The following is a 26,064-nucleotide window of genomic DNA, read 5'->3' as shown; positions in this document are numbered from 1 at the left end:
GATGCTAGGGGGGGGGCGCAAGTGTGGTGCGAATGCTGTATATTTGCACAGTGTTTCCGCCGCCTGCCATGTCCTCCTCTACGCGCAAGATCATTCACTGCGACGCCGACTGCTTCTACGCCTCTGTCGAGATGCGCGATGACCCGTCGTTGCGGGGAATTCCGCTGGCCGTCGGCGGCCAGCCCGATCAGCGAGGCGTGGTCGCAACGTGCAATTACGAGGCACGTGCCTTTGGCGTGCGCTCGGCCATGCCGTCGGCACAGGCGCTCAAGCTCTGTCCCGAGTTGCGCATCATCGCGCCAACGATGCGCCGATACCAGGAGGCGTCGCAGCGCATCATGGCCATCTATCGCGATTACACGGATCTCGTCGAACCGCTTTCGCTCGACGAGGCGTATCTCGATGTCACGCACAGTGAGCGTTGCGGTGGTTCGGCAACGTTGATCGCCCGCGAGATTCGCGCACGGGTTGCCGGGGAAGTCGGGCTGACCGTCTCGGCCGGGGTGGCCTCCAACAAGTTCATCGCCAAGATCGCCAGCGACTGGCGCAAGCCCGACGGCATGTTCGTCGTGAGACCGTCCGAAGTCGATGCCTTCGTTGCTGCGCTCCCTGTCGAGCGCCTGTTCGGCGTGGGGAAGGTCACGGCGGACAAGCTCAGGGCGCTGGGGGTGCAGTCCTGTGCCGATTTGCGCAGCCACTCGATGGCCGATCTTGCCGAGCGTTTCGGGGTGTTCGGTCAGCGCCTGTACGAGCGGTGTCGCGGCATTGACACACGCGACGTCAGCCCGGATCGAGAGCGCAAGTCGATCAGCGTCGAGACCACTTACACGCGCGACCTGCGCACGCTGGCCGAATGCGAGGCAGCGCTCGAGCCGCTGCTTCGTCAGTTATCCGAGCGGATCGACCGGGCGCGTCGCAGCGAACCGCTGGCGATCGCCAAGCTGTTCGTCAAAGTCCGCTTCGCCGACTTTTCCAGGACCACGGCAGAAGCTGGCGCACTGAGTGTCGATCCCGCGCAATGCCGTGAATTGCTGGCCGAGGCCGTCGGCCGGAAACGCCGGCCGGTGCGTCTGATGGGCGTGGGCGTGCGCCTGCTCGAAGCCCAGGCGGCGCGCCAGTTGCGGTTGTTCGACGACGCGGACGATGCGGCCCGACTCACCCCGCCCGGGACGAGTGACATTGCAGGTCCACAGACATAGATCGCTTGGACGAGCTAGGCGAGCGAGACGCGTGAACCGAGCGGATCGAGCGAGGTGGCACATCGAACTCGCAACTTGGTGGACGTTGCCTGAACATCCTGCGCATACCAAAGAAAATGCCCGCCGAGGCGGGCAAATGACGTTGTCGCAGTACCCCCAAAAGGACGTAAGAGGGCGAATGCATTTTCGTCACCGGCCGGTCGTTCGCCAATCGGGGCTTGCCCGATTAGGGAAATCACGCCCGGAAGACCCCGCCAGTTCGACGACGGTCGGCGAGGCGCTTACCGTAGCGCCCGCAACTCCGTGGCGCGTGCGCGTGCCACCCGCATGCCGTCGGCTTGAAGCGCGAGCGTGGCGGCATCGGCTTGTTGCGAGGCGTCGGTTGCTGAGGTGTACGTCACGATGGCGGCCTGCCGCTCACGCTTGAAGCGCCCGGTGATCGGGGCGCATTCGGTGGCCGCTTCGTCCGCCAGCCGGACAGGGTCCGGCACGAGATCGACGTAACGGGCGACGTGACCATAAAGGCACGTGCGGTACTGGTCGGCTGCGGCGTCGGCGGCTGCCAGGTGATGCTCGCGCAACGTGGCGGCATTGGGCGCGCCGGAGCGCGCCGACATCAATGCTCCATGTGGGGCTGACGAGGTGGCACAGCCGGTTGCGAGCACGGCGGCTGCGACGCAGAACAGGGTCGGCACCACGATGCGCGTGCGGGCCAAAATCGGAAGCTTCCGAATCATGAGGTAATCGAGGCCGATGGCATAAAGTCCGCGATATCGCTATGGTACGGGATTGAGCGGAACCCACAATGGCGCGCACGTGTGGCGCCAATCTGACATGAGCGACTTCCGGAAAGGATTGGTTTGGATGCGGCGCGACCTGCGCTGCACGGACAACGCAACGTTAGCGCAGGCACTCGCCACGTGCGACGCGGTGTATGTCGCGTTTGTCTTCGACACGACGATTCTCGATGCCCTGCCGCGTGACGATCGTCGTGTCGCGTTCATCCACGACAGCGTGGGCGAACTGGCCACTACCCTGGACGAGGCCGGGGGTGCGCTGCTCGTGCGCCACGGGGATCCGGCCGCTGAGATTCCTTCGCTGGCGAAGTCGCTGGACGTTCAGGCCGTCTTTGCCGGGCGCGACTACGAACCCGCCGCCGTGACGCGTGATCGCTCGGTGGCGCGCGCGCTCGAGGATCTCGGCATCGCCTTCGAAGTCGTCAAGGATCAGGTGATCTTCGAGGCCAGCGAGATTCTCACGGCGCAGGGCGAACCTTATAGCGTGTTTACGCCTTATCAGCGCGCGTGGCTGAAGCAGGTGCGGCCAGTGGACCTGGCACCCCATGGGCGCCAGGCCGATCGGCGGCATCTGGCGGTGCCACCGGGCGGCAAGGAGCGGTTCCCGTCACTGGCATCGATGGGTTTCGAGATATCCGACGCGCGCCGGATGACCCTGCCCGCGGGAGAGTCCGGCGCCCGCCAATTGCTGGACGATTTTCTGCCGCGCATGGCGCATTACCATGAGCGGCGCGACTATCCCGCCGTGCGCGGGCCGAGCTACCTGTCGGTGCATCTGCGTTTCGGCACGATCTCGGTACGTACGCTCGCGCGCGAGGCTCACGCGGCGATGTTGCGAGGCGGTGAGGCTGGAAGCGGCGCGCAAACGTGGCTGAGCGAGCTTATCTGGCGCGAGTTCTATTTCATGATCCTGCATCATCATCCGGGCGTCGTCGCCAGGGCTTTCAAACCCGCCTACGACGCCATCGAATGGGCCTCCGGCAAGGCGGCCGACGCGGATTTCCAGGCGTGGTGCGAGGGGCGCACGGGGTATCCGCTCGTCGACGCGGCCATGCGCCAGATCAACCAGACCGGCTATATGCACAACCGCTTGCGCATGGTGACGGCAAGCTTCCTGGTCAAGGACCTCGGCATCGATTGGCGGCGCGGGGAAGCCTACTTTGCGCGTGCGCTCAACGACTTCGACCTCGCGGCGAACAATGGCGGCTGGCAGTGGGCAGCATCCACCGGATGCGACGCACAACCCTATTTCCGCATCTTCAATCCGGTGACGCAGTCCGAGAAGTTCGATCCGCAAGGGCGTTTCATTCGAAAGTACGTACCGGAGCTGGCGAAGTTGCCCGACAAGGCGCTGCACGCGCCTTGGCGAGCCGACCCGCAGACACGGCTCGACGCCCAAGTGGAACTGGGACGCGACTATCCGGCGCCGCGCGTTGCGCACGACGTCGCGCGCAAGGAGACGCTTGCGAGATATGCAGTCGTGAAGTCACCGGCCGCCTCCAACATGCGAGACGAAGACGTGAATGCCGATGGATGAACAATCGGCAACGATCGGCGTATACCCCCGTCAACTTTATTGCGAGGCTGACCGTTGATAGGAGTAAGGCACACGAGAGGGCCGGGCTTCGCTGACGGATCGCAGCGTTCGGCGGTGTTTGCGGACGTTTGCGAGCGTCAAGGGGCGCCATACCACAACGGCGGTATGGCTCGGGAACGAGCCAGGGTAAGCCAAAACCATGCGAGAAAGCGGGAGCATTATTTGCCGCGCAGACGGCAGGTCCGCAATACGGGGTTTAGCAATGAGCGAGTGCCCGGAACGGAAGCGTTCTGGGCATCTTTTTATGCGGAAATCGATTGCTCGCGCTGCGGTTGGGGCGCCGTACTCAGCAGGATCCAGACCGCCAGATTAAACGGCAACGTAAAGTAGGGCCAGCCGAGTGGCCCGAGCGCGGCGCCGAGGGCGACGCAGATGCCGCCGGCCACGAGGGCACCCGCGAAGCGCACGGCGGGGCGGCGTCCGAACATCCCCAGACCGAGGGCGGCAAGAAACGCATTGATGCCCACGCCACTTGCCTGCTCGGCTGCCGTCGGCCATAGCGCCGTGGATGCCGCGAGCCCGGACCAGACGGTGACGCCCGCCGCCAGCGCCCACAGCGTAGCGCGCGGGCTCCAGAGGGCCAGCACGTACCACGTCAGCAGGCCCAGCGCCAGTGGGGCGACGAAGACCACCTGCCCCACCGAGCAGAAAACGAACCCCGGCGTGCCCAAGTCGCAGGCGAGCGCCCTGGCGCGTGGTAACCAATGCAGCCATGGCTGCATCGCCCAAGTGAGCGCCATTGCGCCGACGAACGGGCCGGTGAGCGCCGGAAGTGAGCGCCGCGCGAGGGCAGCCGTCGCGATCACGGTCAGGTAGATACACACCGCCAGCCAAGCGACATAGGTGGCGCCAGGCTGCCACAGCGTGCCGAATGCGATGCCGGTGAGGGTCGCGTTGTATCCCAATAGCCCGTTGCGACGCAGTGCGTGCGGCAGTCGCAGCGCAACGGCGAGACATGACGCGGCGATGCTCGCCGCTAGTCCGGTGATCGCGGCCGGTAAGTCGGCGAGGGCGAGCACGGCGAACAGCAGCAATCCGGCACTCGCCGACGGGACGAAGTAAATCTGTGCAAAGTTGGATGCTACGCCGGGGAGTGCGTCGATCAGCCAGTCGCCCTTGGCCGCTGTGCGCGGTGAGGCCAGCGTTGCCGGCGGTGCGGGCGTAGGTGAGGGATGAGGGGTTGGCATGGCGGGTTGAAGCGGCTCGGGCGAATCAGGAGCCCGCGGCTTCCGACGCGCAGCGATTGCGCGGCGGGCGAGCGATGGGCGCGAGCTTACGCCGAACCGGCGTTGCCGGGCGCGTCTACGCCTTATAGCCGGTATAGCGTCGGTTTGGCGTCAATGTGGCGCCTGACCCGGTGTCCGCCCGTCGGGCGCAAACGCAAAACCCGCGCACGAGGGCGCGGGTTCTGTGTCGGGCGTGGGGCTGCCGCGGCGCGCTTACTTGCCGCCGCCCTTGGCTGGCTTGACCGCCCAACTGTCCTTGAGCGAGACAATGCGGTTGAACACGGGTCTGCCCGGTGCCGAGTCCTGGCGGTCGGCCACAAAGTAGCCATGGCGCTCGAACTGCACGCGATCTTCCGGCGCCGCGCTCATCAGGCCCGGTTCGATATACGCCTGCGTGACGCGCTTGGCGTTCGGATTGATCGCGTCGAGGAAGTTCTTCTCGCCGGCGTCCGGATTCGGATCGACGAACAGGCGGTCGTAAATGCGCACCTCGGCGGCGAGCGCATGCGGCGCGCTCACCCAGTGGATGTTGCCCTTGACCTTGTAATTGTCCGCACCCGGCGTGCCGGATCGGCTGTCTTCGAAATACTGGCAATGCACGGCAGTGACGTTGCCATCGGCATCGGTATCGAAGCCCGTGCATTCCACCACGTAACCGTAACGCAGTCGCACCTTGTTGCCCGGGAACAGACGGAAGAAACCCTTGACCGGTTCGGCCTGGAAGTCTTCGCGCTCGATCCACAGCTCGCGCGAGATCGGGAACGTGCGCATGCCGCGCTCCGGCGCGTGCGGATGCACCGGTGCCTGACAGTCTTCCTGCTTGCCTTCCGGATAGTTGTCGATGATTAGCTTGAGCGGATCGAGCACCGCCGTCGCACGCGGTGCCTTCGGGTCGAGGTCGTCGCGCAGCGCCTGCTCGAGAACGCTCATGTCGATCCACGATGCCGACTTGGCGACGCCGATGCGTTCGCAGAACAACTGCAGGCTCTCCGGCGAGAAGCCGCGACGGCGCAGGCCGACGAGCGTGGGCATGCGCGGGTCGTCCCAGCCGTCGACGTGCTTTTCGTCAACCAGTTGGCGCAGCTTGCGCTTGCTCGTGATCGCGTACGTTAGTTGCAGACGTGCGAACTCGATCTGCTGGGGCATCGGCCGCTTGAACATGCCTGCGTCGGCCAACTCGCCGAGCACCCAGTCGTAGAACGGACGTTGGTCTTCGAACTCCAGCGTGCACAAGCTGTGCGTGATGTTCTCGATGGCATCCTCCAGCGGGTGCGCGTAGGTGTACATCGGGTAGAGGCACCACGCGTCGCCGGTTCGGTGATGATGCGCATGACGGATCCGGTAGATGGCCGGGTCGCGCAGGTTGATGTTCGGCGAGGCCATGTCGATCTTGGCGCGCAACACGTGCGTGCCGTCGGCGAACTCGCCCGCGCGCATGCGACGGAACAGATCGAGGTTTTCCTCGACCGAGCGGTTGCGGAACGCCGAATCCTTGCCCGGCTCGGTGAGCGTGCCGCGGTTGGCGCGCATGTCGTCGGCGCTTTGGCTGTCAACGTACGCCTTGCCACGCTGGATCAGGATCTCGGCGCCCTGATACAGGGTTTCGAAATAGTCGCTCGCAAAATAGAGGTGTTCCTTTTGCGGTGTCTGGTAGCTGAAGCCGAGCCACTTGACCATGTCGATGATCGAGTCGACGTATTCCGTCTCTTCCTTCTCCGGGTTGGTGTCGTCAAAGCGCAGATGGCACACGCCATCGTAGTCGCGCGCCACGCCGAAGTTCAGGCAGATGGCCTTGGCGTGCCCGATGTGCAGATAACCGTTCGGCTCCGGCGGGAAGCGCGTTTCCACGCGCTGGCCCCATTTGCCCGAGCGATTGTCTTCGTCAATGATGTTGCGGATGAAATTGGATGCCGCGTTCAGCTCTGTGCTCATGCCAGTCCAGTGTTCGGGGTTTGGCGAATATTCTACCGTACCGCACTGCACCACGGGCAGGCGTCGACGCGCCGCGTCGGCGAAGGCGCGTGAGCCCGCCGCTGAATCGTTGCCGGTTATCCGTTGGAGACTTGGGTCGACGCTCGCTGGCCTGGCCAATTGGCGTAGGACAACAACCAGAGGGCGATGATGTTGACGACAGGGATGAAGGCCAGCACCGTGAACCAGGGTGACAGGCCAAGCCGGGTCAGAATGCGCCAGACGGGAACGCCAACGAGCACGATAGCGACGAGCAAGCCGATGAGACTGGACATACGATATCTCCCGATAGTCCCGCCGGCGGCGGGGCGTGCCGCCAAGTATATAGCGCTGATCCACCGTCACCGCACCGGGATTGTTCTATCCTGAAAGCACTGCCGGTCCCGCCGGCGGCTCTGTGCGTATCCCTCAAGGGAGGACATCATGGAACTGCACCTCCACTCGCATCGCTACACCCACCGCTCGCCCGACTGGCCGGCCGCAGCCGTCGCCGGCTTTGTCGCTTGCGCCTTCTTTTCGGCAGTGGAAATGCTAATGGTGTTGCTGGTCTCCGGCCAGAGCCCGTGGGTACCGCCTCGCATGGTTGCGGCCATCGCGCTGGGCCCGGGCATCCTGACGCAGCCGGCGACGTTCGACCTGTCCATCGTCGTCATGGCGCTCGTCGTCCACGCAGTCATCGGTGTCGTACTGGGCGTGGTGCTCGGCGCGATCATCGCCCCCTTCCGGCTGGACTCGGACGTGGTGACGGTGTCGGTGACGGGGGCGATCTTCGGTTTGGCCGTGTATGCCGTCAACTTTTACGTGATGACACAGTGGTTCCCGTGGTTCGTCGCCTCGCGCGGCGGGACGATGGTGGCGGGACACGTGATCTTCGGCGCGTTCGCGGGCTATATGTATTGGGTGCTTGCCCAAATTGACGACCGTGCCGCCACGTCTTGACTTGACTTTCGCCTTGGGTTGCTTTGGTGTCTGGGCGGCAATTTTCTGTTATCATTCGTGATCTGCACCATTTTCTTCGTCAACTTCGAACTGAATAGGTGGCAGTCACGCGTGGCATGAATGGCGGGGCAGGGGGTAAGCCCGTCCCGATAAGGCCGGCGTGTGGCACGATTATCACTACAAATGTGCCGCACGACCGTGCTACCGCATGTCACGCTGAACGCTTGGCGTGAATCCACGCGTCCGACGTTCTTGCCGTCGCCCTCGACAGGGCGGCAGCGCATCGTTCCCCGAACTGGAAGTCGTACAGAACGCCCGCATTGCGCCTGATATTGCGCAATGCCGGTGCGCACATGGCCTTGCGCCATGTGACGCGTTCGCCCGCACCGTCTGCCGTATGTCAGTCACGCGACTGTCGTGTGTTTGTCACATTGGGCGGATAGGCTGCGTGCACTTCACGGAAACATTTGTGCAGATTTGCACTCTCATCACCGTAAGCCGATTCGAGAGGAATAGTTATTAGTCATATTTTTTGCAGTAAGAAGGATAGAAAATGAAAACAACACAATTTCAGGAATTTCAGTACAGCGTGCACGCCGTCGAGCGTGACAACGCCCGTTGGGATGCGTTCTACGAGATTCATCGCCCGACCCGCCAAGGGTTGGAAAAGGTCGGGGCGTACCAGGTTCAGACCGCCTACGGCTTTGCGACGCAAGGCAACGCCCTCGACGACGCCGAGCGCAATGCCCGTGCCGACATCGAACAGGGCATCGTCTATTTTCAGTAAGTCGGTTTCTCCCCATTGGCAGCCCGTGCGCGACGCCGGCATCGTTATGTTGCGACGGTGCTATAGTCCCGCCTTTCGCATCGCAAGGCGGGAGAGTCGGTAATGGAATGGATGTGCCAGTCGTTCGATGCGCTGGGCAGCGCGTTGCTTTACCGTATTCTGGCGGCGCGAAATGCCGTGTTCGTGGTCGAGCAGCAGTGCCCGTATCAGGACATCGACGGACGCGATCCCCTCAGCCTGCATCTCGTCGCGCAAGTGCGCGAAGCGTCGGAGCCGCCGCAGATCGCCGCGTATTTGCGCCTCTTGCCGCCGGGCCTTGCCTACGACGAAGCATCGATCGGGCGCGTGATCACGGCGGCGTCGCATCGCGGCACCGGGCTCGGGCGCGAATTGCTGGCGCGGGCCATTGCGATTGCCGACGAGAGGTGGCCGTCGTCTTCGCTGCGCATTGGTGCACAAGCCCATCTTGAAGCGTTTTATGGTGCGTGCGGGTTCGTCAAGGCGAGTGAGCCGTATGACGAAGACGGCATCATGCATATCGAAATGCTGCGCCCGCCGGCAGCGCAGTAACCGAGCCATCGACAAGTCATCGCCGTGCAATATCGGCCGGGCGTTCGCGCCCGGCACTACAATATCCTCCATCGCAGTTCTCGCGTTTCCCCGACACATGGCCTTGTATTCCATTTCGGGCGCCCAATTGGCGTTCGGTCACGTGGCATTGCTCGACAATGCCGATTTTTCGCTCGAAGCCGGTGAGCGCGTTGGGCTAATCGGCCGCAACGGCGCCGGCAAGTCGTCGCTGCTCAAGATCGTGGCGGGGCTGACCACCCCCGACGACGGTCTCGTGGCCCGGCAAGCCGGACTCAATACGGTCTACGTGCCGCAAGAGCCCGAGTTCGACCCCGATCAGACGGTGTTCGACGCGATCGCCCTCGGCCTGGGCGAGTTGCATGTGCTGCTCTCCGACTACGATCGCACGGCGCAGTCCCTCGCCGACGCGCCCGACGGCGCCGAGCACGATGCACTGCTCGCGCGTCTGAACACATTGCAGTCGTCGCTCGACGCCGCCGATGCGTGGCAAGTCAAGACACGCGTGGAGACGACCATCGCCCAGCTCGGCCTCGATGGGAACGCTCGCGTCGGGGCGCTCTCCGGGGGGATGCAAAAGCGCGTCTCGCTCGGGCAGGCATGGGTGGCCAAGCCCGACGTACTGCTGCTCGACGAGCCGACCAATCACCTCGATTTCGAAGCGATTCGCTGGCTGGAGGACTTGCTCATCGGCTATCGCGGCGCGCTGCTGTTCATCACCCACGACCGTAGCTTCCTGGATCGCGTGGCCACGCGCATCGTTGAACTGGACCGCGGACGTCTGCTCTCGTATCCGGGCAACTTCACGCGGTATCAGGAACGCAAGGCCGAGCAGCTCGAGGTCGAGCGCGTCGAGAACGATAAGTTCGACAAGCTGCTCGCACAGGAAGAAGTGTGGATTCGCAAGGGCGTCGAAGCGCGCCGCACGCGCAGCGTGTCGCGGATCGAACGTCTGAAGGCGATGCGTAACGCGCGGGCCGAACGTCGTGAGATCCAGGGCAACGTGCGCATGGACGTGGCGCAGACCGAGAAGTCCGGCAAGATCGTGGCGGAACTGACTCACGTCACGAAGGCGTACGGCGAGCGTGTCATCGTGCGCGACTTCACGGCGACGCTCATGCGCGGCGACAAGGTCGGTCTGGTGGGCCCGAACGGCGTGGGCAAGACGACCATGCTCAAGCTCATCCTCGGCGAGATCGCGCCGGACAGCGGACAGATTCGCGTCGGCACCAATCTTCAGGTGGCGTACTTCGACCAGATGCGCACGCAACTCGATCCCGAGCGGAGTCTGCTCGATACGATCAGCCCGGGCAGCGACTGGATCGAAATCAATGGCGCGCGCAAGCATGTCATGAGCTATCTCGGCGACTTCCTGTTTTCGCCGGAGCGTGCACGCTCGCCAGTGAAGTCGCTCTCGGGCGGCGAGCGGAATCGTCTCTTGCTCGCGCGCTTGTTCGCGCGTCCGGCCAACGTGCTGGTGCTCGACGAGCCGACCAACGATCTGGACATCCCGACCCTCGAACTGCTCGAAGAACTGCTCGAGGATTACAGCGGCACGGTGTTCCTCGTGAGCCACGATCGCACGTTCCTCGATAACGTCGTGACGTCGGTCATCGCGGCCGAAGGCGACGGCAACTGGCGCGAGTATGTCGGCGGGTTTACCGATTGGCAGGTACAGAGCGATCGGTCTGCCGCGCTGGCCGCGCAACGCGTGCCCGTCGAGGCCGCCGTGAAGGACGCCGCGAGCGCGCCAAAGCGCGGCGCGAATCGCACCGTCAAGCTGAGCTACAAGGAGCAGCGCGAACTGGATGGCCTGCCGGCGCACATCGCCGCGTTGGAAACCGAGCAAAAGGACGCCGGTGCCAAGCTCGAAGAGGGTTCGATCTTTGCGAAAGATCCGGCGGCCGGTGCGGCATTGTCCGAACGTTTCGACGCCATTGAACTGGCGTTGCTCGAAGCGCTCGAACGCTGGGAAGTGCTCGAAGCCAAGCAGCGCGGCGAGGGCACATAAGCGTTGGTGCGTGGGCATTCGGTGCGCGAGCGTCGATCGCACGGGTATCCGGCCGCGCGGCATTGGCCCACAGGCGTTGTCACTCGATCGCATCGCGAGTGACAGTACAATAGGCCGCGATGCCCCGGGCGCGGCTCGCCTCTGGACGGCCTGTGCCGGGGCGCTGAGCGTGCCCATTATGTGAGCGCCGCAACTCAAGTCGTTGATCGAGCGTTACTTTTGTCATGTGTCCAAGGGTTTTCCCCGTGGTTGTCCACAGAAACTGTGGATAATCGCCGGACGTCGTACCCCAATTCAGTCACGCTATGTCGAAAAAAAATACGCCTGCCCAGTACAGCGAAGCGTCCATCAAGGTCCTGAAGGGCCTTGAGCCGGTCAAGCAGCGCCCGGGCATGTACACCCGCACCGAAAATCCGCTGCACATCATTCAGGAAGTCATCGACAACGCTTCGGACGAAGCGCTTGGCGGCTACGGCAAGCAGATCCTCGTCACGCTGAACAAGGATGGTTCGGTGAGCGTCGAGGACGACGGTCGGGGCATTCCCGTGGGCATTCACCCGGAAGAGGGCGTGCCGGTCGTCGAGATCGTCTTCACTCGCTTGCACGCGGGGGGCAAGTTCGACAAGGCTGCCGGTGGTGCCTACACCTTTTCGGGAGGCTTGCACGGGGTTGGCGTGTCGGTGACGAACGCCCTCGCAACGCGGCTGGCCGTCACGGTCTGGCGCGACGGCCAGGTCTCCGAGCTGGAATTCGCCGATGGCGGCAACGTCGACGTGGCCTTGCACTCGCGCGCAGCACAACGTGGCGAAAAAAAGAGCGGCACGCGCGTCACCGTCTGGCCGGACCTGAAGTATTTCGACAGTCCCGCGCTGCCGCTGGGCGAGTTGCAACGCTTGCTGCGCTCCAAGGCCGTGTTGCTGCCGGGCGTGCGCGTCACGCTTCGTCAGGAGAAAAGCGGCGACGAGCAGACGTGGCGCTATGAGCACGGCTTACGCGGCTATCTCGTCGAATCGCTGGGCGGCGCCGAGCCCCTGATCCCACTGTTCGAAGACGAGCGCTTTGCCGATGGCAGCGAGGACAGCTTCGCCGAAGGCGAGGGCGCGGCATGGGTCGTGGCATGGACCGAAGACGGCGCGCCGGTACGTGAGTCGTATGTCAACCTGATCCCGACGCCGGCGGGCGGCACCCACGAATCGGGGTTGCGCGAAGGCCTGTTCCAGGCCGTGCGTGGCTTCATCGAACTGCACAATCTGCAGCCCAAGGGTGTGAAGCTGCTGCCCGAAGACGTCTTCTCGCGCGTGTCGTTCGTGCTGTCCGCCAAGGTGCTCGATCCGCAGTTCCAGGGTCAGATCAAGGAGCGCCTGAACAGCCGCGATGCGGTGCGTCTGGTGTCTTCGTTCACGCGTCCGGCGCTCGAGCTGTGGCTCAACCACCATGTCGAGCATGGCAAGAAGCTGGCCGAACTGGTGATTCGTCAGGCGCAGGCGCGTACGCGCGCGGGCCAGAAGATCGAGAAGAAGAAAAGTTCCGGTGTGGCGGTGCTGCCCGGCAAGCTGACGGACTGCGAGACCGAAGACATCACGCGCAACGAACTGTTCCTGGTCGAGGGCGACTCGGCGGGCGGCTCGGCGAAGATGGGGCGCGACAAGGAGTTTCAGGCAATTCTGCCGCTGCGCGGCAAGGTGCTGAACACCTGGGAGACCGAGCGCGACCGACTCTTCGCAAACAACGAAGTGCACGACATCGCCGTGGCCATCGGCGTCGATCCGCATGGCGCGAACGACACGCCCGACCTGTCGAACCTGCGCTACGGCAAGATCTGCATCCTCTCGGATGCCGATGTCGATGGCTCGCATATCCAGGTGCTGCTGCTCACGCTCTTCTTCCGCCATTTCCCGCAGTTGATCGCGACGGGGCACGTGTATGTGGCCCGGCCGCCGCTGTATCGCGTGGACGCACCGGCCCGTGGCAAGAAGCCCGCGCAAAAGCTGTACGCGCTGGACGAAGGGGAACTCGAAGCGATCCTCGACAAGCTGCGCAAGGACGGCGTGCGCGAGACCGCATGGTCGATCAGTCGCTTCAAGGGGCTGGGGGAAATGAGTGCCACGCAGTTGTGGGAAACCACGATGAATCCCGACACCCGCCGGTTGAGTCCCGTGGCGCTCGGCGGACTCGATTTCGATGCGACGGTGGCGCGCATGAACATGCTCATGGGCAAGGGCGAAGCGGCGCAGCGTCGCAACTGGCTCGAAGCCAAGGGCAACGAAGTGGAAGCCGACATCTGAGCGGATTGCCAGGCGTCGGTGCCGTGGCGCACGTCTCTTTTGCGGGGACCCCAGCGTGAGCGCTCACATCGTGGGATAATCCAGCCTTCATCGTACCGGGAGTCGCGTTATGTTGCGTTCTGTGCGTTACATTTTCGTGCCGTTGCTGCTTGCGGGCGCCAGCGTGGCCGCGTTGGCGCAGGCGCCTCAAGCGCGCGTCTACTTTGTTGGGCCTGCAGATGGCGCAACGGTGTCGAACCCGGTCGTGGTCAAGTTCGGCGTCGACGGCATGGCGATCAAGCCGGCGGGCGACATGACGTCCAACACCGGTCATCACCACCTCATCATCGACGGCGATCCTGTTCCCGCAGGTCAGGTCGTGCCCACGGACGAGACACACCTGCATTTTGGCAAGGGTCAGACCGAGACGCGCGTCAATCTGACGCCCGGCGATCACACGTTGACGTTGCAGTTCGCCAACGGTGCTCACCAATCGTACGGTCCGGCCATGAGCCAGACCATCAAGGTGCATGTCAAAGGTCGGTAATCCTAACGTTCTCGCGGTAGGCCGCATTCGGGCCTTCTACCGTCAGCACGCTCCGCGGCGATTCGCCAGGGCCGCGCTGGCCGTTGCGCTCCTTGCTGCGGCGCCATTGGTGCACGCCAAGCTTTATGGCTACGTCGATGAAAACGGCGTCGCACACCTTGCGGCACGCAAGCTCGACGCGCGTTATCGTCAGGTTGGCGGGGCGGGCGGCAACATTGATCTGCGCGCACCGCAGGGCGATACGGTCAGTGGTACGGATCGCTCGCGTCTATACGATGCCCTCGCGCGTCATCCCAATTTGAGCAAGCTGGCCCCCGTGATCGCACAGGCTGCGCAGCGCTATCACGTCGATGTGGCGTTGCTCAAAGCGGTCATTGCCGCAGAGTCGGGATTCGATAGCGCGGCAGTGTCACCCAAGGGCGCGGTCGGCTTGATGCAGGTCCTCCCGGCGACCGGTGAGCGCTACGGCGTGCGGGCAGACGCGCGACGCACGGTGGCCGACAAGCTCGCCGATCCGCGGACCAACGTGTTGACCGGAGCCCGCTATCTGCGCGATCTGCAAGCGCGATATCCCGATCGTCTCGAACTGGTGCTCGCGTCGTACAACGCGGGCGAGGGGGCCGTGGCGCGTCACGCCGACCAGATTCCGCCATATGCCGAGACGCGTGATTATGTGGCCACCGTGCTGGAACTCTATCGACGCTTCGATCCCGACGCGCCAGCCCTCTTGCAGGGCGGTGGGGCGATTCGCGTGGGTGGGGCGAGCCGGCAGGGTGCCCACGTGGGGCGCGCCGGCAGCGCCCGCGTGAGCGGCTCGCGCGATGGTCGTATCCACGTCATTCTGGGCGCGCCGACCGGCTTGCCCGTGGTGCCTGCTACGTTGCCGAACGCGTCGGTCCGTGAATCGGCGCAAGGGGCACTGTCTTCCTCGCCAACGATTGATTGAGGCGCCCCGGCAGCGTTGCCGAGGACCTTGAGAAGGCGCTGGCGACGCGGTCGCATGTCGATTCCCACGGTTCTAGGCTCGGAATTCTCCGAAATGCGAGCACAATCGTGCCGATTCCGCTCTCCGCCGATCCGAAAACACGTCCCGCTTTGCCAATCGGGCGTGTTTTTGCCGAAATGTGCTGACGAGCTTGGTATGATCTCGCGGTCAATGTCACCCCGAACTCCCGTCAAACGTTCGCAGCAAACCCACAGGTTTTATGGAACAAGTAGAAGATCTCTTTACACAACCGTCGGATGACGACACGCTGACGCTCGGCGCGTATGCCGAGCGCGCTTATCTGGACTACGCGATCAGTGTGGTCAAAGGCCGTGCACTGCCGGATGTGTGCGACGGCCAGAAGCCGGTGCAGCGCCGGATTCTGTTTGCGATGAACGAAATGGGCCTCGCGGCCGACGCCAAGCCGGTGAAGTCGGCGCGTGTGGTCGGCGATGTGCTCGGCAAGTTTCACCCGCACGGCGACCAGTCCGCCTATGACGCGCTGGTGCGTCTCGCGCAGGACTTCTCGATGCGCTATCCGCTCATCGACGGTCAGGGCAATTTTGGCTCGCGCGACGGCGACGGCGCGGCGGCCATGCGTTACACCGAAGCACGCCTGACGCCGATCGCCAGGTTGTTGCTCGACGAGATCGATGCGGGCACCGTGGACTTCGTGCCGAACTACGACGGCTCGACGCAGGAGCCGCGGTTGTTGCCGGCGCGTCTGCCGTTCGTGCTGCTCAACGGCGCGTCGGGGATCGCCGTGGGTCTTGCGACGGAAATTCCGTCGCACAATCTGCGCGAAGTCGCATCGGCCGCGGTTGCCCTCATTCGCAACCCGAAGCTCGACGACGCTGAATTGCTGACGCATGTGCAGGGCCCGGACTTCCCGGGCGGCGGCCAGTTGATTTCGAGTGCGGCGGAAATTCGTGCGGCATACGAAAGCGGCCGTGGCAGTCTCAAGGTGCGCGCGCGCTGGAAGATCGAAGAGATGGCGCGCGGCCAGTGGCAGGCCGTGGTGTATGAGCTGCCGCCGAGCACGTCGGGCCAGAAGGTGCTCGAGGAAATCGAGGAAATCACCAATCCGAAGGTCAAGCTAGGCAAGAAGACGCTGACTCCCGAGCAGCAGACCCTCAAGCAGTCGATGCTCGGCATGCTCGACACGGTTCGCGACGAATCGGGCAAGGACGCCCCAGTGCGTCTGGTGTTCGAGCCGAAGTCGAGCCGCATCGACCAGCAGGAATTCATCACGATGTTGCTCGCGCACACGAGCCTGGAGTCGAGCGCGTCGGTCAATCTCGTGATGGTGGGCGCCGACGGCCGACCGACGCAGAAGTCGCTGCGCGACATCGTCACCGAGTGGATCGGATTCCGCTTTGCGACAGTCACGCGCCGCTCGCGCCACCGTCTGGGCAAGGTCGACGACCGGATTCATATTCTCGAAGGCCGGATGATCGTCTTCCTGAATATCGATGAAGTCATTCGCATCATTCGCGAGTCTGATGAGCCGAAGGCCGCGCTGATGAGTGCGTTCGGGTTGAGCGAGCGACAGGCGGAAGACATTCTGGAAATCCGGCTGCGTCAGTTGGCGCGTCTGGAAGCGATCAAGATCGAGCAGGAGCTGGCGTCGTTGCGCGACGAAAAGGCGAAGCTCGAAGAGCTGCTCGCCAACGACAGCGCGATGAAGCGTTTGATCATCAAGGAAATCGAAGCGGACGCGAAGCAATTCGGTGACGATCGCCGCACGCTGATCCAGGAAGAGAAGCGCGCGGTGGCCGAAGCGCGCGTGGTCGACGAACCGGTGACGGTCGTGGTGTCCGACAAGGGGTGGGTGCGCGCGCTCAAGGGTCACGGTCTGGACGCGCAAGGCTTCTCGTTCAAGCAGGGCGACGCGCTGTATGGCGCGTTCGAATGCCGCACTGTCGATCCGCTGATTGCGTGGGGCAGCAACGGCCGCGTCTACTCTGTGGCAGTGGCGCTCCTGCCGGGCGGGCGGGGTGACGGCGTGCCGCTCACGTCATTGATCGAACTGGAGTCGGGCTCGCGGCTGCTGCATTACTACGCGGCGTCGGGCGATCAGCCGCTATTGCTGGCGACGTCGACGGGCTTCGGTTTCATGACGAAGCTGGGCGATATGGTCAGCCGTGTGAAGGCCGGCAAGTCGTTCATGACCGTCGACGAGGGCGCGGCGCCGCTGGCGCCCACGCCGATCTGGCGGGGTGCCAGCGCGGTGGCGTGCCTGTCGAGCGACGGTCGTCTGCTTGTGTTCGGCATGGACGAGATGAAGTCGCTCACGGGCGGCGGGCGCGGTGTCACGCTGATCGGACTCGACGACAAGCAGACGCTCGTGTCGGTCGTGCCCATCGGTGAGGCGGGCGTGACCGTGTTTGGCGAAGTGCGTGGCGGCAAGCTTCAGGCCGAGACGCTCTCGGGTGCATCGCTGGCCCCGAACATCGGCAAGCGTGCGCGCAAGGGACGTGCGCCGGCCGTCAAGTTCGCGACGTTCAAGCCGCGTTCCCTCGAGCCGGTGCTGCCGGCCGCACCTTCGGCATCCTGACGGGAGTCACGCATGAACGTTTATGCCTTGAGCTTGTTCCTGCATCTGGTGAGCGTGGCTGTCTGGATCGGCGGGATGTTCTTCGCGCTGGCCTGCCTGCGCCCGGCGTCCTCCGAACTCTCGCCGCAGCAACGGCTGCCGCTATGGGAAGCGGCGCTCTCGCGCTTTTTCACCTGGGTCGGCGTGGCCATCGTCATGATCCTGCTGTCGGGCGGACACATGATGCTCGCGATGGGCGGTCTGCACGCCCGTTGGCCAGTGCATGCGATGGCTGGCATCGGCGTGGTGATGATGCTCGTCTTCGGTCACATTCGCTTTGCGCTGTTTCCGCGCCTGCAACGCGCGGTGCAGGCGCAATCGTGGCCGGATGGCGCTGCTGCCGTCAATGGGATCCGGCGGCTCGTGATCCTGAATCTCGCGCTGGGCGTCGTCGTCATCGGTCTCGCGTCGTCATTGCGCGGCTGACGGCAGGGCGTCGCGCGGCGTCACGCCGCTGGTGGGGGCGTCTCATGAAGACGGCCGGCCACTTCGCGGCAGATCGTGACGAACGCCTGCACTAACGGGCTCGTGTCGTCGCGGCGCTTGGCCAGCAGCAGCGGCGTGTGGGCGTCAGGCTCGCTGAGGTCCATGAAACATGCGCCTTCGATCTGAATGCATCGCACGGCAGCCGGAAGTATCGCCACGCCCAGCCCGCTCGCTGCGAGCGCGACGATCGTCGTTGACTCGCGCGCTTCCTGTACGACGCGCGGCGTAAATCCTGCGCGCTCGCACATCCGCCGTATTGTCCCGTCGATGGCTGTGCCGACATCGTGCGGATGCATGATGAACGCTTCATGGGCCAGGTCGGCCATGGACACGCTTGTGCGCCGCGACAGCGCATGACCCTGGTGCAGTACCACCACCAGGGCTTCGTCGATCAACGTCTCGAAACTCAAGCCGGCGATTGGCGGCGCATCTTCCGCCTGGCGCACCAGGCCGATGTCCAGCGTGCGCTCGGTGAGCGCGTCGCGCTGCCGCTCCGACGGCGATTCGCTCAACGTCAGTGTCACGCGCGGATATCGCTGGCGGTAGCCGGTGAGAACCCGTTTCATCAGGTTCGTCATCGGTGCCGATGTCGTGAAGGCGATGCGCAACTCCCCGGCATCGAGTCCGGCAATTTGTTGCACTTCCTGGCGGGCGGCTTCGGCGTCGGCGAGGATCTGACGTGCCCGCACGAGAAACGCCCGTCCAGCGCTGGTCAGGAAAACGCGTCGGTGCGAGCGCTCGAAGAGCGGAACCCCCAACTCGTCCTCCAGCGCGCGGATCTGCATGGACAGCGGCGGCTGCCCGATATTGAGCTTTTGCGCTGCGCGGCTGAAATGCAACGTCTCGGCGACGGCAACAAAGTAGCGGAGATGGCGCAGTTCCATCGGTCAGTCCTCGATTGATCTGTTTTTTATATGGAAATATCGCTTAAATATATATTGGACATGGGGTAACGGCAAACCTATGATTCGTTGTATACATTTTCCCTCCGGGCTCGCGTGAGGCGATCCAGCGTTCATGGCATCAACGAATTCTCTTCCTCTTCCCAACGGTGTCGCCGCAGGTAGTAGCGCATCTGCATCCAAACTTCCGCCGGGCGTTGCGCGCGGTACGCGCGAGTATGCCGTCATTAGCCGGGCGCTCTTTTTCGGTGGTTTTTCCACGTTTGCGCAGTTGTATTGCATGCAGTCGCTGTTGCCGCTGCTGACCACCACCTTCGGCATCACGCCGGCGCAGGCGAGTTGGTCGGTCTCGGGCGCCACGATGATGATGGCGCTCGGTCTGCTCGTGACCTGTGTTGCGGCCGATCGTGTGAGCCGCAAGCGAATGATGACGATTGCGTTGCTCAGTTCCTCGGTGCTGACTCTCGCGAGCGCCTTCTCCACCAACTTCGAGACGATCGTGATTCTTGGCGCGCTCAAGGGCTTGGCGCTCTCCGGGCTGCCGGCCATCGCGATGGCGTACCTGAGCGAAGAGATCGATCAGCGCTCGCTCGGTATGTCGATGGGGCTCTACATTGGCGGAAACATTCTCGGAGGCATGGCCGGACGCGTGCTGTCCGCGTTCATCGCCGACATGTTCTCGTGGCGCGTCTCGGTGGCGGTGATCGGACTGGTCTGCCTGGCGATGGGGCTGGAGTTTGCCCGCAGCCTGCCGCATTCGCGCCGTTTTTCGCCGCGCGACATGACGGTACGCGAAGCGATCGGCCACGCGCGACGCCATCTGGGCGATCCAGCGCTGCTCGGCCTTTACCTGTTCGCCGGCCTGATGATGGGCAGCTTCGTGAGCGTCTACAACTACCTGGGCTTCCACCTGTCGGCGCCGCCGTTTCATCTGCCGCACGCCGCCATCGGGGCGATCTTTGCGATGTACCTGATCGGCGTGGTCGGCTCGTTCATCGCGGGACCGCTGTCGGACCGCGTGGGACGTCCCCGGTTGCTCTGGGTGCTGGTGGCGTTGGCACTGGTGGGGCTAGTGAGCCTGCTGGCGTCGCAGGTGCTGGGTGTGGTGATCGGTCTGGCGATCCTGACATTCGGCTTCTTTGGCGCGCACACCGTCGCGAGCAGCTGGGTTGGACGCCGCGCGACCGAAGGGCGTGCGATTGCCTCGGCCCTGTACTTGTTTTTCTACTACGTGGGCTCCAGTCTGCTCGGCAGCTACTCGGGCGTCATGCTCAAGTCGCACGGCTGGCATGGCGTGATTGCCCTGCTGGCCGTGGCGGTCGTGCTGTCGCTTGCCATCGCCATTGCCATGCGCCGCGCCTACGCCAGCGGCATGCCGCGCTGATTGTCGCTGGCAACGCGCGCTCGCCAAACGACAACAGCCACCCGCTGGAGCACACCCTGAAAGTTGGATGTCATCCAATCTTTGGGGGCATTTCAGGCGGGTGGCTGTGGTCCTGGGGTGCAGACGGCCGGCGGGGCACGCCACACGCCACGATGCCGTCAGGCGGTCATCGGGCGCGCATCAGGCCAGTTCGGCGATCAGTTCAATCTCAACGCACGCGCCCAACGGGATCTGCGCGACACCGAACGCCGAGCGCGCGTGCTTGCCGGCCTCGCCGAAGACTTCCGCGATCAGTTCCGATGCACCGTTCGTGACCAGATGCTGGTCGGTGAACTCCTGCGTCGAGTTGACCAGGCTCATCAGCTTCACGACGCGCTTGACCTTGTTCAGGTCGCCCGTGTGCGCGTGCAGCGTGGCGATCAGTTCGATGGCCACGGCACGTGCCGCAGCCTTGCCTTCGTCGACACTCACGTCGTGGCCGAGCTTGCCGGTCCAGATCTTGCCGTCCTTCTTGGGGAGGTGACCCGAGAGGAATACGGTGTTGCCGGTCTGCGCGCTCATCACGTAGGCGGCAGCCGGCGCGCCAGCGGTCGGCAGTTCGATACCCAGTTGCTTCAGTTTGTCGTAGACGGACATTTACAGCTTCCTTGCAGATGTGTTGAATCGGACCGAGCGAGTGCGTCGGCCACGAGGGCGCCGAGGCGCGCAACGCCCACCTCGATCTTCTCGGGCGGCACGGTGACGAACGACAGTCGCAGCGTATTCGCAGGCGGCGTGCCGACATAGAACGGCGCGCCGGGCACGAACGCCACATTCTGCGCAATCGCTTTTTCCAGCAACTGCATGGTGTCGATGCCGGGCGGTAATGTCAACCAGATGAACATGCCGCCGGCAGGCGGCGTCCAGGTGGTGCCTGCCGGCATGTGCTTCGCCAGCGAGGCGAGCATCGCATTGGCCTGCGCGGCATAGAGCGTGCGGATCGACGGAATGTGCGTGTCGAGGAAGCCATCCTTCACGACCTCGTAGGCGATGCGCTGCGTGAGACTCGGCGTGTGCAGATCGGCGGCCTGTTTGGCCTGCACCAGCTTGGCGATCACCGCCTGCGGGCCGATGATGAAGCCGAGGCGCAGCCCCGGCGCGAGCACCTTCGAGAACGACCCCATGTAAAGCACGTGCTCCGGTGCGAGCGACATGAGGCTCGGCAGGCGCTGGCCTTCGTAGTCGAGTTCGCCGTACGGATCGTCTTCGATGATCGCCAGGCCGTCGCGCCTGGCAACGGCGGCCAGCGCTTCGCGGCGCGCCATCGGCAGACGGCGCCCGGTCGGGTTCTGGAAGTTCGGCATGGCGTACAGGAAGCGCGCCCCCGCCGTCTGCTCGGGGGTGAGCGCCTCGGGCAGCAGGCCGTGCTCGTCGGTCGGCACCGGCACATACGTCGGGGCAAACAACGAGAACGATTGCAGCGCGCCCAGGTAGCTCGGCGCTTCGACAAGCACGCGGCTGCCTTCGTCGATGAAGATCTTGCCGATCAGATCGAGGCCCTGTTGCGATCCCGTGGTAACGAGGACATTCTCGGGCGCGAGCGTCAGGCCGTCGCGCGAATAGCGTTTCGCAATCCATTCGCGCAGCGGGGCGAAGCCTTCGGTGGCGCTGTATTGCAATGCAGCCTGCGGCGATTCGGTCAGTACGCGTTCGGCGGCGGCGCGCATGCGCTCGACGGGGAAGGTCGCGGGCGACGGCAGGCCGCCGGCGAACGAGATGACGTCCGGGCGCTCCGTGACTTTGAGGATTTCGCGAATCGCCGAGCTGGTCAAATGGCGGGCACGTTCGGAATATTGCCAATCATGCATGAGAGTCTCGCTATGAGAAGGCGGCCGGATCGAGCGGCCGCGAGTATCGGGCGTTGTGCGTGCCGAGCGCGTGGGGGCAGGCACAAACGCCCGGGGGGCAGACGCGTCGCGGCGCAGGGATCGCGTGCGCCGTGACGTGCCTTCAGACCGGTTTGCCCGTGAGTCGCGAGGCGCCGATCTTCATGTGTTTGCCGAGTGCGATGGTCAGGACAACGCCCGCGGCGAAGAGCCACGTCGCCGTGTCGACGTGTTCGCCAAAAAAGAGGGCGGACAGCGCAATCGTGAAGAAAATCTGAAGCAATTGAACCTGGCCCACGCGCGCGATGCCGCCCATGGCGAGACCGGCATACCACGCGAAAAATCCGATGAACTGCGAGAACAGGGTGACGTACGCGAATGCGCCCCATGCCTTGCCGCTGACCGGCCACGGCTGATGCCACGCAAGCCAGCCCACCGGCAGCACTAGCACCGGCGCCGACACCACGAGCGCCCAGCAGATCACCTGCCAGCCGCCCATCTCGCGCGCGAGCTTGCCGCCCTCGGCATAGCCGAGCGCGCCGATGACCACTGCGAGCAGCATCAGCCCGTCGGCGGCGTGCAGGCTGCCGCCCCCAGCCCGCAGCGCGAAGGCGATCACCAGGACGCTGCCGACCAGGGCGCAGCCCCAGAACCCGCGCGACGGACGTTCACCGCCGAGCCAATAGGCATAGATCGCGACACAGAACGGTTGCAAGCCGTTGACAACTGCACCGTGCGACGCCGGAATCGTCTTCATCGCCCATGCCGAGAACACCGGAAACGCGATGATCACGCCGAGCGATGTGATCGCAAGACTCTTGACCTGGCGACGCGTGGGCCACGCCTCACGACGCCACCAGAGCAGGGCGCCCGCGAACAAGGAAGCGACCAGCGCGCGGCCGAGTCCGTTGAGCAGCGGGTTGACTTCCGCGACGACGATGCGTGTCATCGGTAACGTCAGGCTGAAGATCAGCACGCCGATCAATCCGATCAGCATGCCCCGGGATTCGCGCGAATTCATGGTGTCGCCTCGTGTGTCTCGTTCTGGTCATCCGCCCGCCATGCGGTGTGCCGGGCGTTCGGTACGGCGGACCTAGCGCAGCGTGCGCGGACCGTCAGGGGTTTCGATTTCCGCGGCGAGCGACGGCTCGACCAGCGTCGCTTCGACGTTGAGGAGCGCGTCGGCGCCGAGCCATTGCAATTGCGCCTGGATCGCCGCCGCTTGCGGGTGGAAGCCGCGCAATGCGGTCACGGCACAATCGGCGCTCGGTAGTGCGTCGCTCGGATGCTGCGCCGAATCCCATTGAATCAACGTCGGCAGCAGACCTTGTCCGGCGCCCTGCCATGCGGGCAGGCTGCCGTCGTCCGGCACGCCAATCTGCCACGACAGTGCCCCGCGCTGCATCGCCATGACCGGGGCCAGCCGCTGCGGATACTGGGCCTGCCAGCGCGGCAGCGAACACGGACGATCCACGCGCGCTACCCAGTGCGCGAGGTACGGTCCACGGGCGAGGCGTGCCTGCACGGCTTGGTCGTCGAGCCCGAACCAGCGCGGGCGGTCCGGCGGCGGCGCCTCCGGATCGATGGCGATGATCTCGAGATAGGCGCCTCCCCACAGCCCCAGCAAACTGTTGTGCGTGCCCATGCGCGCGTGCTTGCCGCCGCGCTGCGGCACGACCTCGGTGAGGCCGAGCTGCTCGATGACGTGGGCTTCGCCCGCCTCCAGCGTCTGCGCGGCAACGACGAGATGATCCAGTTTCATGGCTTGGGGTACGGTCATGGCGGGTTCAGGCGGCAAAATCGATAGCTTACCCTGCCGCGCACCTTCCTCGGGTCATCCACGCGAGAGTCGCGTCATCGTCCGATTGGCCAGTCGCACGGCGACATCGCGCCACGCCAGTCGCCAGCCGGCGCGTGTGGCGGGCTTTCCTGCGAACACCGGGCGCGTCGTCGCCGGCTGGCTCACGCGCAGACGTGCACCGTCCTGCCATGTGCCCAGCCACACGCGCTGACCGGCCCGCATCTCGAAGCTCTCGCCGGCGCGCAGCCAGTGGTCGGCGGGCTCGCCTTCCACGGTCAGCCACAGGACGCCTTGCAGCACCTGAAGCGATTTCGGTAGCTCGGCAGCCGAGGCCTGCCAGAAAACGGTCTGTCCCTGGTCCAGTTCGAAGAGTCGGATTTCACGCATGGCGGTCTCCAGTTGAGAAGACACTTTATCGGTTATTCCCGGTACAGTACCGGTACAGATGACAAAGTAATCTTCGGTACAGTTCAGGATTGACAGGGAATCTGGCTGGCGTAGAGTGGCGACCGATAGGCCGTACCCGCCAATATCGGCAATATCGCGCCGACGCGCTGCAGACACTTTTGCCGAGAGGCGCCAGTCACCTTTGCCCAGGTGGATAGACGATGACGACAACGACCCCCATTTCTCCGCTGGTGCTGGCGGATAACGCCGCGCTCGACACGTCGCGCATGACGCTCGTCGATCAGCTCGTGCATTGGGCGAGCCTGCGCATCGAGGAGCGCGTCTTCCTGCCAGGCATGCGCATGCCGTCGATCCGTTCGCTGGCCGAGGACAAACGTGTGTCGCGCTTCTCTGTCGTCGAGGCCTACGAGCGACTGGTCGCGCAGGGCTATCTTGAGGCGCGGCGCGGCTCTGGCTTTTACGTGCGCGAGCGGCCCGTGATGCCGCCGCAGAACGCGGCGGCGCCGATGGTGGCGCAGGGGCCCATCGACGTGGCCTGGCTCGTGCGCAGCATGCTTCACTCGGTCTCGCCGGAGCGCGGTCCGGGCATGGGCTATCTGCCGCCGAGCTGGCTCGATGCCGACATGATGACCTCGGCCATGCGCTCCATGAGCCGTCAGTCGAGCGGGCATCTGCTCCAAAGCGGCAACCCGCACGGCTTCCTGCCGCTGCGTGTGCAACTCCAGACGCAGCTCGCGGAACTCGAAATCGGTGCGCGGCCCGAGCAGATCGTGCTGACGTCGGGCATTACGCAGGCGGTGGACTTCCTGCTGCGTCTGTACGTGCGCGCGGGCGATACGGTGCTGATGGGGGACCCGGCGTGGTTTGTCACGTTCGGGCGGATCGCGTCGCAAGGCGCGCACACCGTCGGCGTGCCGTATACCCCCGACGGCCTCGACATGCCGGCGCTGGAGCGCCTGGTGCAGCAGCATCGGCCCAAGTTGCTGATCCTCAATTCGATCCTGCAGAATCCGACCGGAACGTCGCTGACGCCGGCGCGCGCTTTCCAGATCCTGCGTCTGGCCGAGCAGTACGACTTCATGGTGCTCGAAGACGACATCTACTGCGACCTGTGTCCGCAGCACCAGCCGGTCGCGCGCCTGGCAAGTCTCGATCAGCTCAAGCGCGTGATCTACATGGGCAGCTTTTCGAAGACGCTCGCCGCGAACCTGCGGGTGGCGTTCGTGGCGTGTTCGCCGGCGCTGGCGAAGACCTTCGTCGACCACAAGATGCTATCGGGGGCGACGACGCCGGAGATCAACGAGCGGATCGTCTACAAGGCGCTGACCGAGGGGCATTATCGGCGTCACGTGGAGCGTTTGCGCACGCGTCTCGACGAGGTGCGCGACGGCACGCGCCGGGCGCTGGAGCGCATCGGACTGCGCATGTTCGGCGAACCGACGTCGGGCATGTTCTTCTGGGTCGACACCGGCGTCGATACCAGCGCGGTTGCGGCCGCAGGGCACGAAGCGGGTTTCCTGTTCGCACCGGGGGCGTTGTTCTCGCCGCGCCAGGCCCCGAGTACGTGGATGCGCATGAATATCGCCTGCTCCAGCGATCCGGCCATGCTGACATTCCTGTCGCGGCAACTCGAACTGGCCGCCTGAACGGGGCCGCCGAGCGCCCGCGGTTGGGTCGGTCGGCCGCCCTGCCGGCAGGGCGTTTCGCCAGG

The 26,064-nt window shown here is 64.5% G+C and carries 23 protein-coding genes; 13 read left to right on the top strand and 10 right to left on the bottom strand.

The window, feature by feature from the left end; all coding sequences use genetic code 11:
- Positions 1-68 precede the first annotated feature (68 nt).
- Positions 69-1,199 (top strand): DNA polymerase IV, encoded by a 1,131-nt coding sequence (gene dinB, locus PTE31013_RS09105; RefSeq protein WP_150612488.1) that lies wholly within the window; start codon positions 69-71, stop codon positions 1,197-1,199.
- Positions 1,200-1,480: 281 nt separating this feature from the next.
- Here the strand turns inward: dinB and PTE31013_RS09100 are convergent, their stop codons facing one another.
- Positions 1,481-1,936 carry a hypothetical protein gene (locus PTE31013_RS09100; protein ID WP_150612487.1) on the bottom strand — a complete coding sequence of 152 codons (456 nt, stop codon included), beginning with the start codon at positions 1,934-1,936 and terminating at the stop codon, positions 1,481-1,483.
- Between the two features lie 127 nt (positions 1,937-2,063).
- Here PTE31013_RS09100 and PTE31013_RS09095 point away from each other — a divergent pair, with 127 nt between their 5' ends.
- Complete coding sequence (locus PTE31013_RS09095; protein WP_343039549.1) at positions 2,064-3,533, top strand: cryptochrome/photolyase family protein; 1,470 nt, start codon at positions 2,064-2,066, stop codon at positions 3,531-3,533.
- A 302-nt stretch (positions 3,534-3,835) separates the two neighbouring features.
- Here the strand turns inward: PTE31013_RS09095 and PTE31013_RS09090 are convergent, their stop codons facing one another.
- From PTE31013_RS09090 to PTE31013_RS09080, 3 genes are all read right to left on the bottom strand, one after another.
- On the bottom strand, positions 3,836-4,780 hold the full coding sequence (locus PTE31013_RS09090) for an urea transporter (RefSeq protein ID WP_150612485.1): 945 nt from the start codon (positions 4,778-4,780) through the stop codon (positions 3,836-3,838).
- 252 nt (positions 4,781-5,032) lie between these two features.
- On the bottom strand, positions 5,033-6,751 hold the full coding sequence (locus PTE31013_RS09085; protein ID WP_150612484.1) for a glutamine--tRNA ligase/YqeY domain fusion protein: 1,719 nt from the start codon (positions 6,749-6,751) through the stop codon (positions 5,033-5,035).
- 116 nt (positions 6,752-6,867) lie between these two features.
- A complete protein-coding gene (locus PTE31013_RS09080) occupies positions 6,868-7,065 on the bottom strand; it encodes a hypothetical protein (RefSeq protein WP_150612483.1) in 198 nt (65 codons plus the stop codon).
- Positions 7,066-7,213: 148 nt separating this feature from the next.
- Between PTE31013_RS09080 and PTE31013_RS09075 the strand changes: the two genes are divergently transcribed.
- From PTE31013_RS09075 to PTE31013_RS09035, 9 genes are all read left to right on the top strand, one after another.
- The gene (locus PTE31013_RS09075; protein ID WP_150612482.1) at positions 7,214-7,729 is read left to right on the top strand and encodes a hypothetical protein; all 516 of its coding nucleotides are present in this window, start codon (positions 7,214-7,216) and stop codon (positions 7,727-7,729) included.
- A 553-nt stretch (positions 7,730-8,282) separates the two neighbouring features.
- Positions 8,283-8,516 (top strand): hypothetical protein, encoded by a 234-nt coding sequence (locus PTE31013_RS09070; protein WP_150612481.1) that lies wholly within the window; start codon positions 8,283-8,285, stop codon positions 8,514-8,516.
- A 102-nt stretch (positions 8,517-8,618) separates the two neighbouring features.
- A complete protein-coding gene (locus PTE31013_RS09065) occupies positions 8,619-9,086 on the top strand; it encodes a GNAT family N-acetyltransferase (protein WP_150612480.1) in 468 nt (155 codons plus the stop codon).
- Positions 9,087-9,183: 97 nt separating this feature from the next.
- Complete coding sequence (locus PTE31013_RS09060; RefSeq protein WP_150612479.1) at positions 9,184-11,115, top strand: ATP-binding cassette domain-containing protein; 1,932 nt, start codon at positions 9,184-9,186, stop codon at positions 11,113-11,115.
- Positions 11,116-11,420: 305 nt separating this feature from the next.
- A complete protein-coding gene (locus tag PTE31013_RS09055; protein WP_150612478.1) occupies positions 11,421-13,400 on the top strand; it encodes a DNA topoisomerase IV subunit B in 1,980 nt (659 codons plus the stop codon).
- 109 nt (positions 13,401-13,509) lie between these two features.
- Complete coding sequence (locus PTE31013_RS09050) at positions 13,510-13,926, top strand: DUF4399 domain-containing protein (RefSeq protein ID WP_174978495.1); 417 nt, start codon at positions 13,510-13,512, stop codon at positions 13,924-13,926.
- Positions 13,910-14,872, top strand: a complete 963-nt coding sequence (locus tag PTE31013_RS09045) for a lytic transglycosylase domain-containing protein (protein WP_150612477.1) — start codon at positions 13,910-13,912, stop codon at positions 14,870-14,872. Before PTE31013_RS09050 ends, PTE31013_RS09045 begins: the two co-directional genes overlap by 17 nt.
- Positions 14,873-15,131: 259 nt before the next feature.
- Positions 15,132-17,468: a DNA topoisomerase IV subunit A gene (gene parC, locus PTE31013_RS09040; protein ID WP_150612476.1), complete on the top strand. Its 2,337-nt coding sequence runs from the start codon at positions 15,132-15,134 to the stop codon at positions 17,466-17,468.
- 12 nt (positions 17,469-17,480) lie between these two features.
- Complete coding sequence (locus PTE31013_RS09035; protein WP_150612475.1) at positions 17,481-17,933, top strand: CopD family protein; 453 nt, start codon at positions 17,481-17,483, stop codon at positions 17,931-17,933.
- A gap of 20 nt (positions 17,934-17,953) precedes the next feature.
- Here PTE31013_RS09035 and PTE31013_RS09030 read toward each other — a convergent pair whose 3' ends face one another.
- Positions 17,954-18,877 carry a LysR substrate-binding domain-containing protein gene (locus PTE31013_RS09030; protein ID WP_150612474.1) on the bottom strand — a complete coding sequence of 308 codons (924 nt, stop codon included), beginning with the start codon at positions 18,875-18,877 and terminating at the stop codon, positions 17,954-17,956.
- A 133-nt stretch (positions 18,878-19,010) separates the two neighbouring features.
- Here PTE31013_RS09030 and PTE31013_RS09025 point away from each other — a divergent pair, with 133 nt between their 5' ends.
- Entirely contained in the window at positions 19,011-20,279 is a 1,269-nt protein-coding gene (locus PTE31013_RS09025) for an MFS transporter (RefSeq protein WP_150612473.1), read from the top strand.
- A gap of 180 nt (positions 20,280-20,459) precedes the next feature.
- On the opposite strand, the gene PTE31013_RS09020 is transcribed toward PTE31013_RS09025, so the two are convergent.
- From PTE31013_RS09020 to PTE31013_RS09000, 5 genes are all read right to left on the bottom strand, one after another.
- Positions 20,460-20,915: a RidA family protein gene (locus tag PTE31013_RS09020; protein ID WP_150612472.1), complete on the bottom strand. Its 456-nt coding sequence runs from the start codon at positions 20,913-20,915 to the stop codon at positions 20,460-20,462.
- Positions 20,894-22,126: an aminotransferase-like domain-containing protein gene (locus PTE31013_RS09015; protein WP_150612471.1), complete on the bottom strand. Its 1,233-nt coding sequence runs from the start codon at positions 22,124-22,126 to the stop codon at positions 20,894-20,896. Before PTE31013_RS09015 ends, PTE31013_RS09020 begins: the two co-directional genes overlap by 22 nt.
- A gap of 142 nt (positions 22,127-22,268) precedes the next feature.
- Positions 22,269-23,165, bottom strand: a complete 897-nt coding sequence (locus tag PTE31013_RS09010) for a DMT family transporter (protein WP_150612470.1) — start codon at positions 23,163-23,165, stop codon at positions 22,269-22,271.
- Between the two features lie 72 nt (positions 23,166-23,237).
- Positions 23,238-23,924 (bottom strand): VOC family protein, encoded by a 687-nt coding sequence (locus tag PTE31013_RS09005; protein ID WP_150612469.1) that lies wholly within the window; start codon positions 23,922-23,924, stop codon positions 23,238-23,240.
- Between the two features lie 54 nt (positions 23,925-23,978).
- Positions 23,979-24,332: a DUF2917 domain-containing protein gene (locus PTE31013_RS09000; RefSeq protein WP_150612468.1), complete on the bottom strand. Its 354-nt coding sequence runs from the start codon at positions 24,330-24,332 to the stop codon at positions 23,979-23,981.
- A gap of 221 nt (positions 24,333-24,553) precedes the next feature.
- Between PTE31013_RS09000 and PTE31013_RS08995 the strand changes: the two genes are divergently transcribed.
- On the top strand, positions 24,554-25,999 hold the full coding sequence (locus tag PTE31013_RS08995) for an aminotransferase-like domain-containing protein (protein WP_150612467.1): 1,446 nt from the start codon (positions 24,554-24,556) through the stop codon (positions 25,997-25,999).
- Positions 26,000-26,064 lie beyond the last annotated feature (65 nt).

The organism is Pandoraea terrigena, assembly GCF_902459705.1.
Taxonomy (GTDB): domain Bacteria; phylum Pseudomonadota; class Gammaproteobacteria; order Burkholderiales; family Burkholderiaceae; genus Pandoraea; species Pandoraea terrigena.
Note: the sequence above shows the minus strand (reverse complement) of the source record. Positions and strands in the feature narration are given on the sequence as shown.

Excerpts from the sequence above, each read along its gene's own strand:
- dinB (WP_150612488.1), top strand. The coding sequence starts at position 69 with ATGTCCTCCTCTACGCGCAAGATCATTCACTGCGACGCCGACTGCTTC.
- PTE31013_RS09100 (WP_150612487.1), bottom strand. The coding sequence starts at position 1,936 with ATGATTCGGAAGCTTCCGATTTTGGCCCGCACGCGCATCGTGGTGCCG.
- PTE31013_RS09095 (WP_343039549.1), top strand. The coding sequence starts at position 2,064 with ATGCGGCGCGACCTGCGCTGCACGGACAACGCAACGTTAGCGCAGGCA.
- PTE31013_RS09090 (WP_150612485.1), bottom strand. The coding sequence starts at position 4,780 with ATGCCAACCCCTCATCCCTCACCTACGCCCGCACCGCCGGCAACGCTG.
- PTE31013_RS09085 (WP_150612484.1), bottom strand. The coding sequence starts at position 6,751 with ATGAGCACAGAGCTGAACGCGGCATCCAATTTCATCCGCAACATCATT.
- PTE31013_RS09080 (WP_150612483.1), bottom strand. The coding sequence starts at position 7,065 with ATGTCCAGTCTCATCGGCTTGCTCGTCGCTATCGTGCTCGTTGGCGTT.
- PTE31013_RS09075 (WP_150612482.1), top strand. The coding sequence starts at position 7,214 with ATGGAACTGCACCTCCACTCGCATCGCTACACCCACCGCTCGCCCGAC.
- PTE31013_RS09070 (WP_150612481.1), top strand. The coding sequence starts at position 8,283 with ATGAAAACAACACAATTTCAGGAATTTCAGTACAGCGTGCACGCCGTC.
- PTE31013_RS09065 (WP_150612480.1), top strand. The coding sequence starts at position 8,619 with ATGGAATGGATGTGCCAGTCGTTCGATGCGCTGGGCAGCGCGTTGCTT.
- PTE31013_RS09060 (WP_150612479.1), top strand. The coding sequence starts at position 9,184 with ATGGCCTTGTATTCCATTTCGGGCGCCCAATTGGCGTTCGGTCACGTG.
- PTE31013_RS09055 (WP_150612478.1), top strand. The coding sequence starts at position 11,421 with ATGTCGAAAAAAAATACGCCTGCCCAGTACAGCGAAGCGTCCATCAAG.
- PTE31013_RS09050 (WP_174978495.1), top strand. The coding sequence starts at position 13,510 with ATGTTGCGTTCTGTGCGTTACATTTTCGTGCCGTTGCTGCTTGCGGGC.
- PTE31013_RS09045 (WP_150612477.1), top strand. The coding sequence starts at position 13,910 with ATGTCAAAGGTCGGTAATCCTAACGTTCTCGCGGTAGGCCGCATTCGG.
- parC (WP_150612476.1), top strand. The coding sequence starts at position 15,132 with ATGGAACAAGTAGAAGATCTCTTTACACAACCGTCGGATGACGACACG.
- PTE31013_RS09035 (WP_150612475.1), top strand. The coding sequence starts at position 17,481 with ATGAACGTTTATGCCTTGAGCTTGTTCCTGCATCTGGTGAGCGTGGCT.
- PTE31013_RS09030 (WP_150612474.1), bottom strand. The coding sequence starts at position 18,877 with ATGGAACTGCGCCATCTCCGCTACTTTGTTGCCGTCGCCGAGACGTTG.
- PTE31013_RS09025 (WP_150612473.1), top strand. The coding sequence starts at position 19,011 with ATGGCATCAACGAATTCTCTTCCTCTTCCCAACGGTGTCGCCGCAGGT.
- PTE31013_RS09020 (WP_150612472.1), bottom strand. The coding sequence starts at position 20,915 with ATGTCCGTCTACGACAAACTGAAGCAACTGGGTATCGAACTGCCGACC.
- PTE31013_RS09015 (WP_150612471.1), bottom strand. The coding sequence starts at position 22,126 with ATGCATGATTGGCAATATTCCGAACGTGCCCGCCATTTGACCAGCTCG.
- PTE31013_RS09010 (WP_150612470.1), bottom strand. The coding sequence starts at position 23,165 with ATGAATTCGCGCGAATCCCGGGGCATGCTGATCGGATTGATCGGCGTG.
- PTE31013_RS09005 (WP_150612469.1), bottom strand. The coding sequence starts at position 23,924 with ATGACCGTACCCCAAGCCATGAAACTGGATCATCTCGTCGTTGCCGCG.
- PTE31013_RS09000 (WP_150612468.1), bottom strand. The coding sequence starts at position 24,332 with ATGCGTGAAATCCGACTCTTCGAACTGGACCAGGGACAGACCGTTTTC.
- PTE31013_RS08995 (WP_150612467.1), top strand. The coding sequence starts at position 24,554 with ATGACGACAACGACCCCCATTTCTCCGCTGGTGCTGGCGGATAACGCC.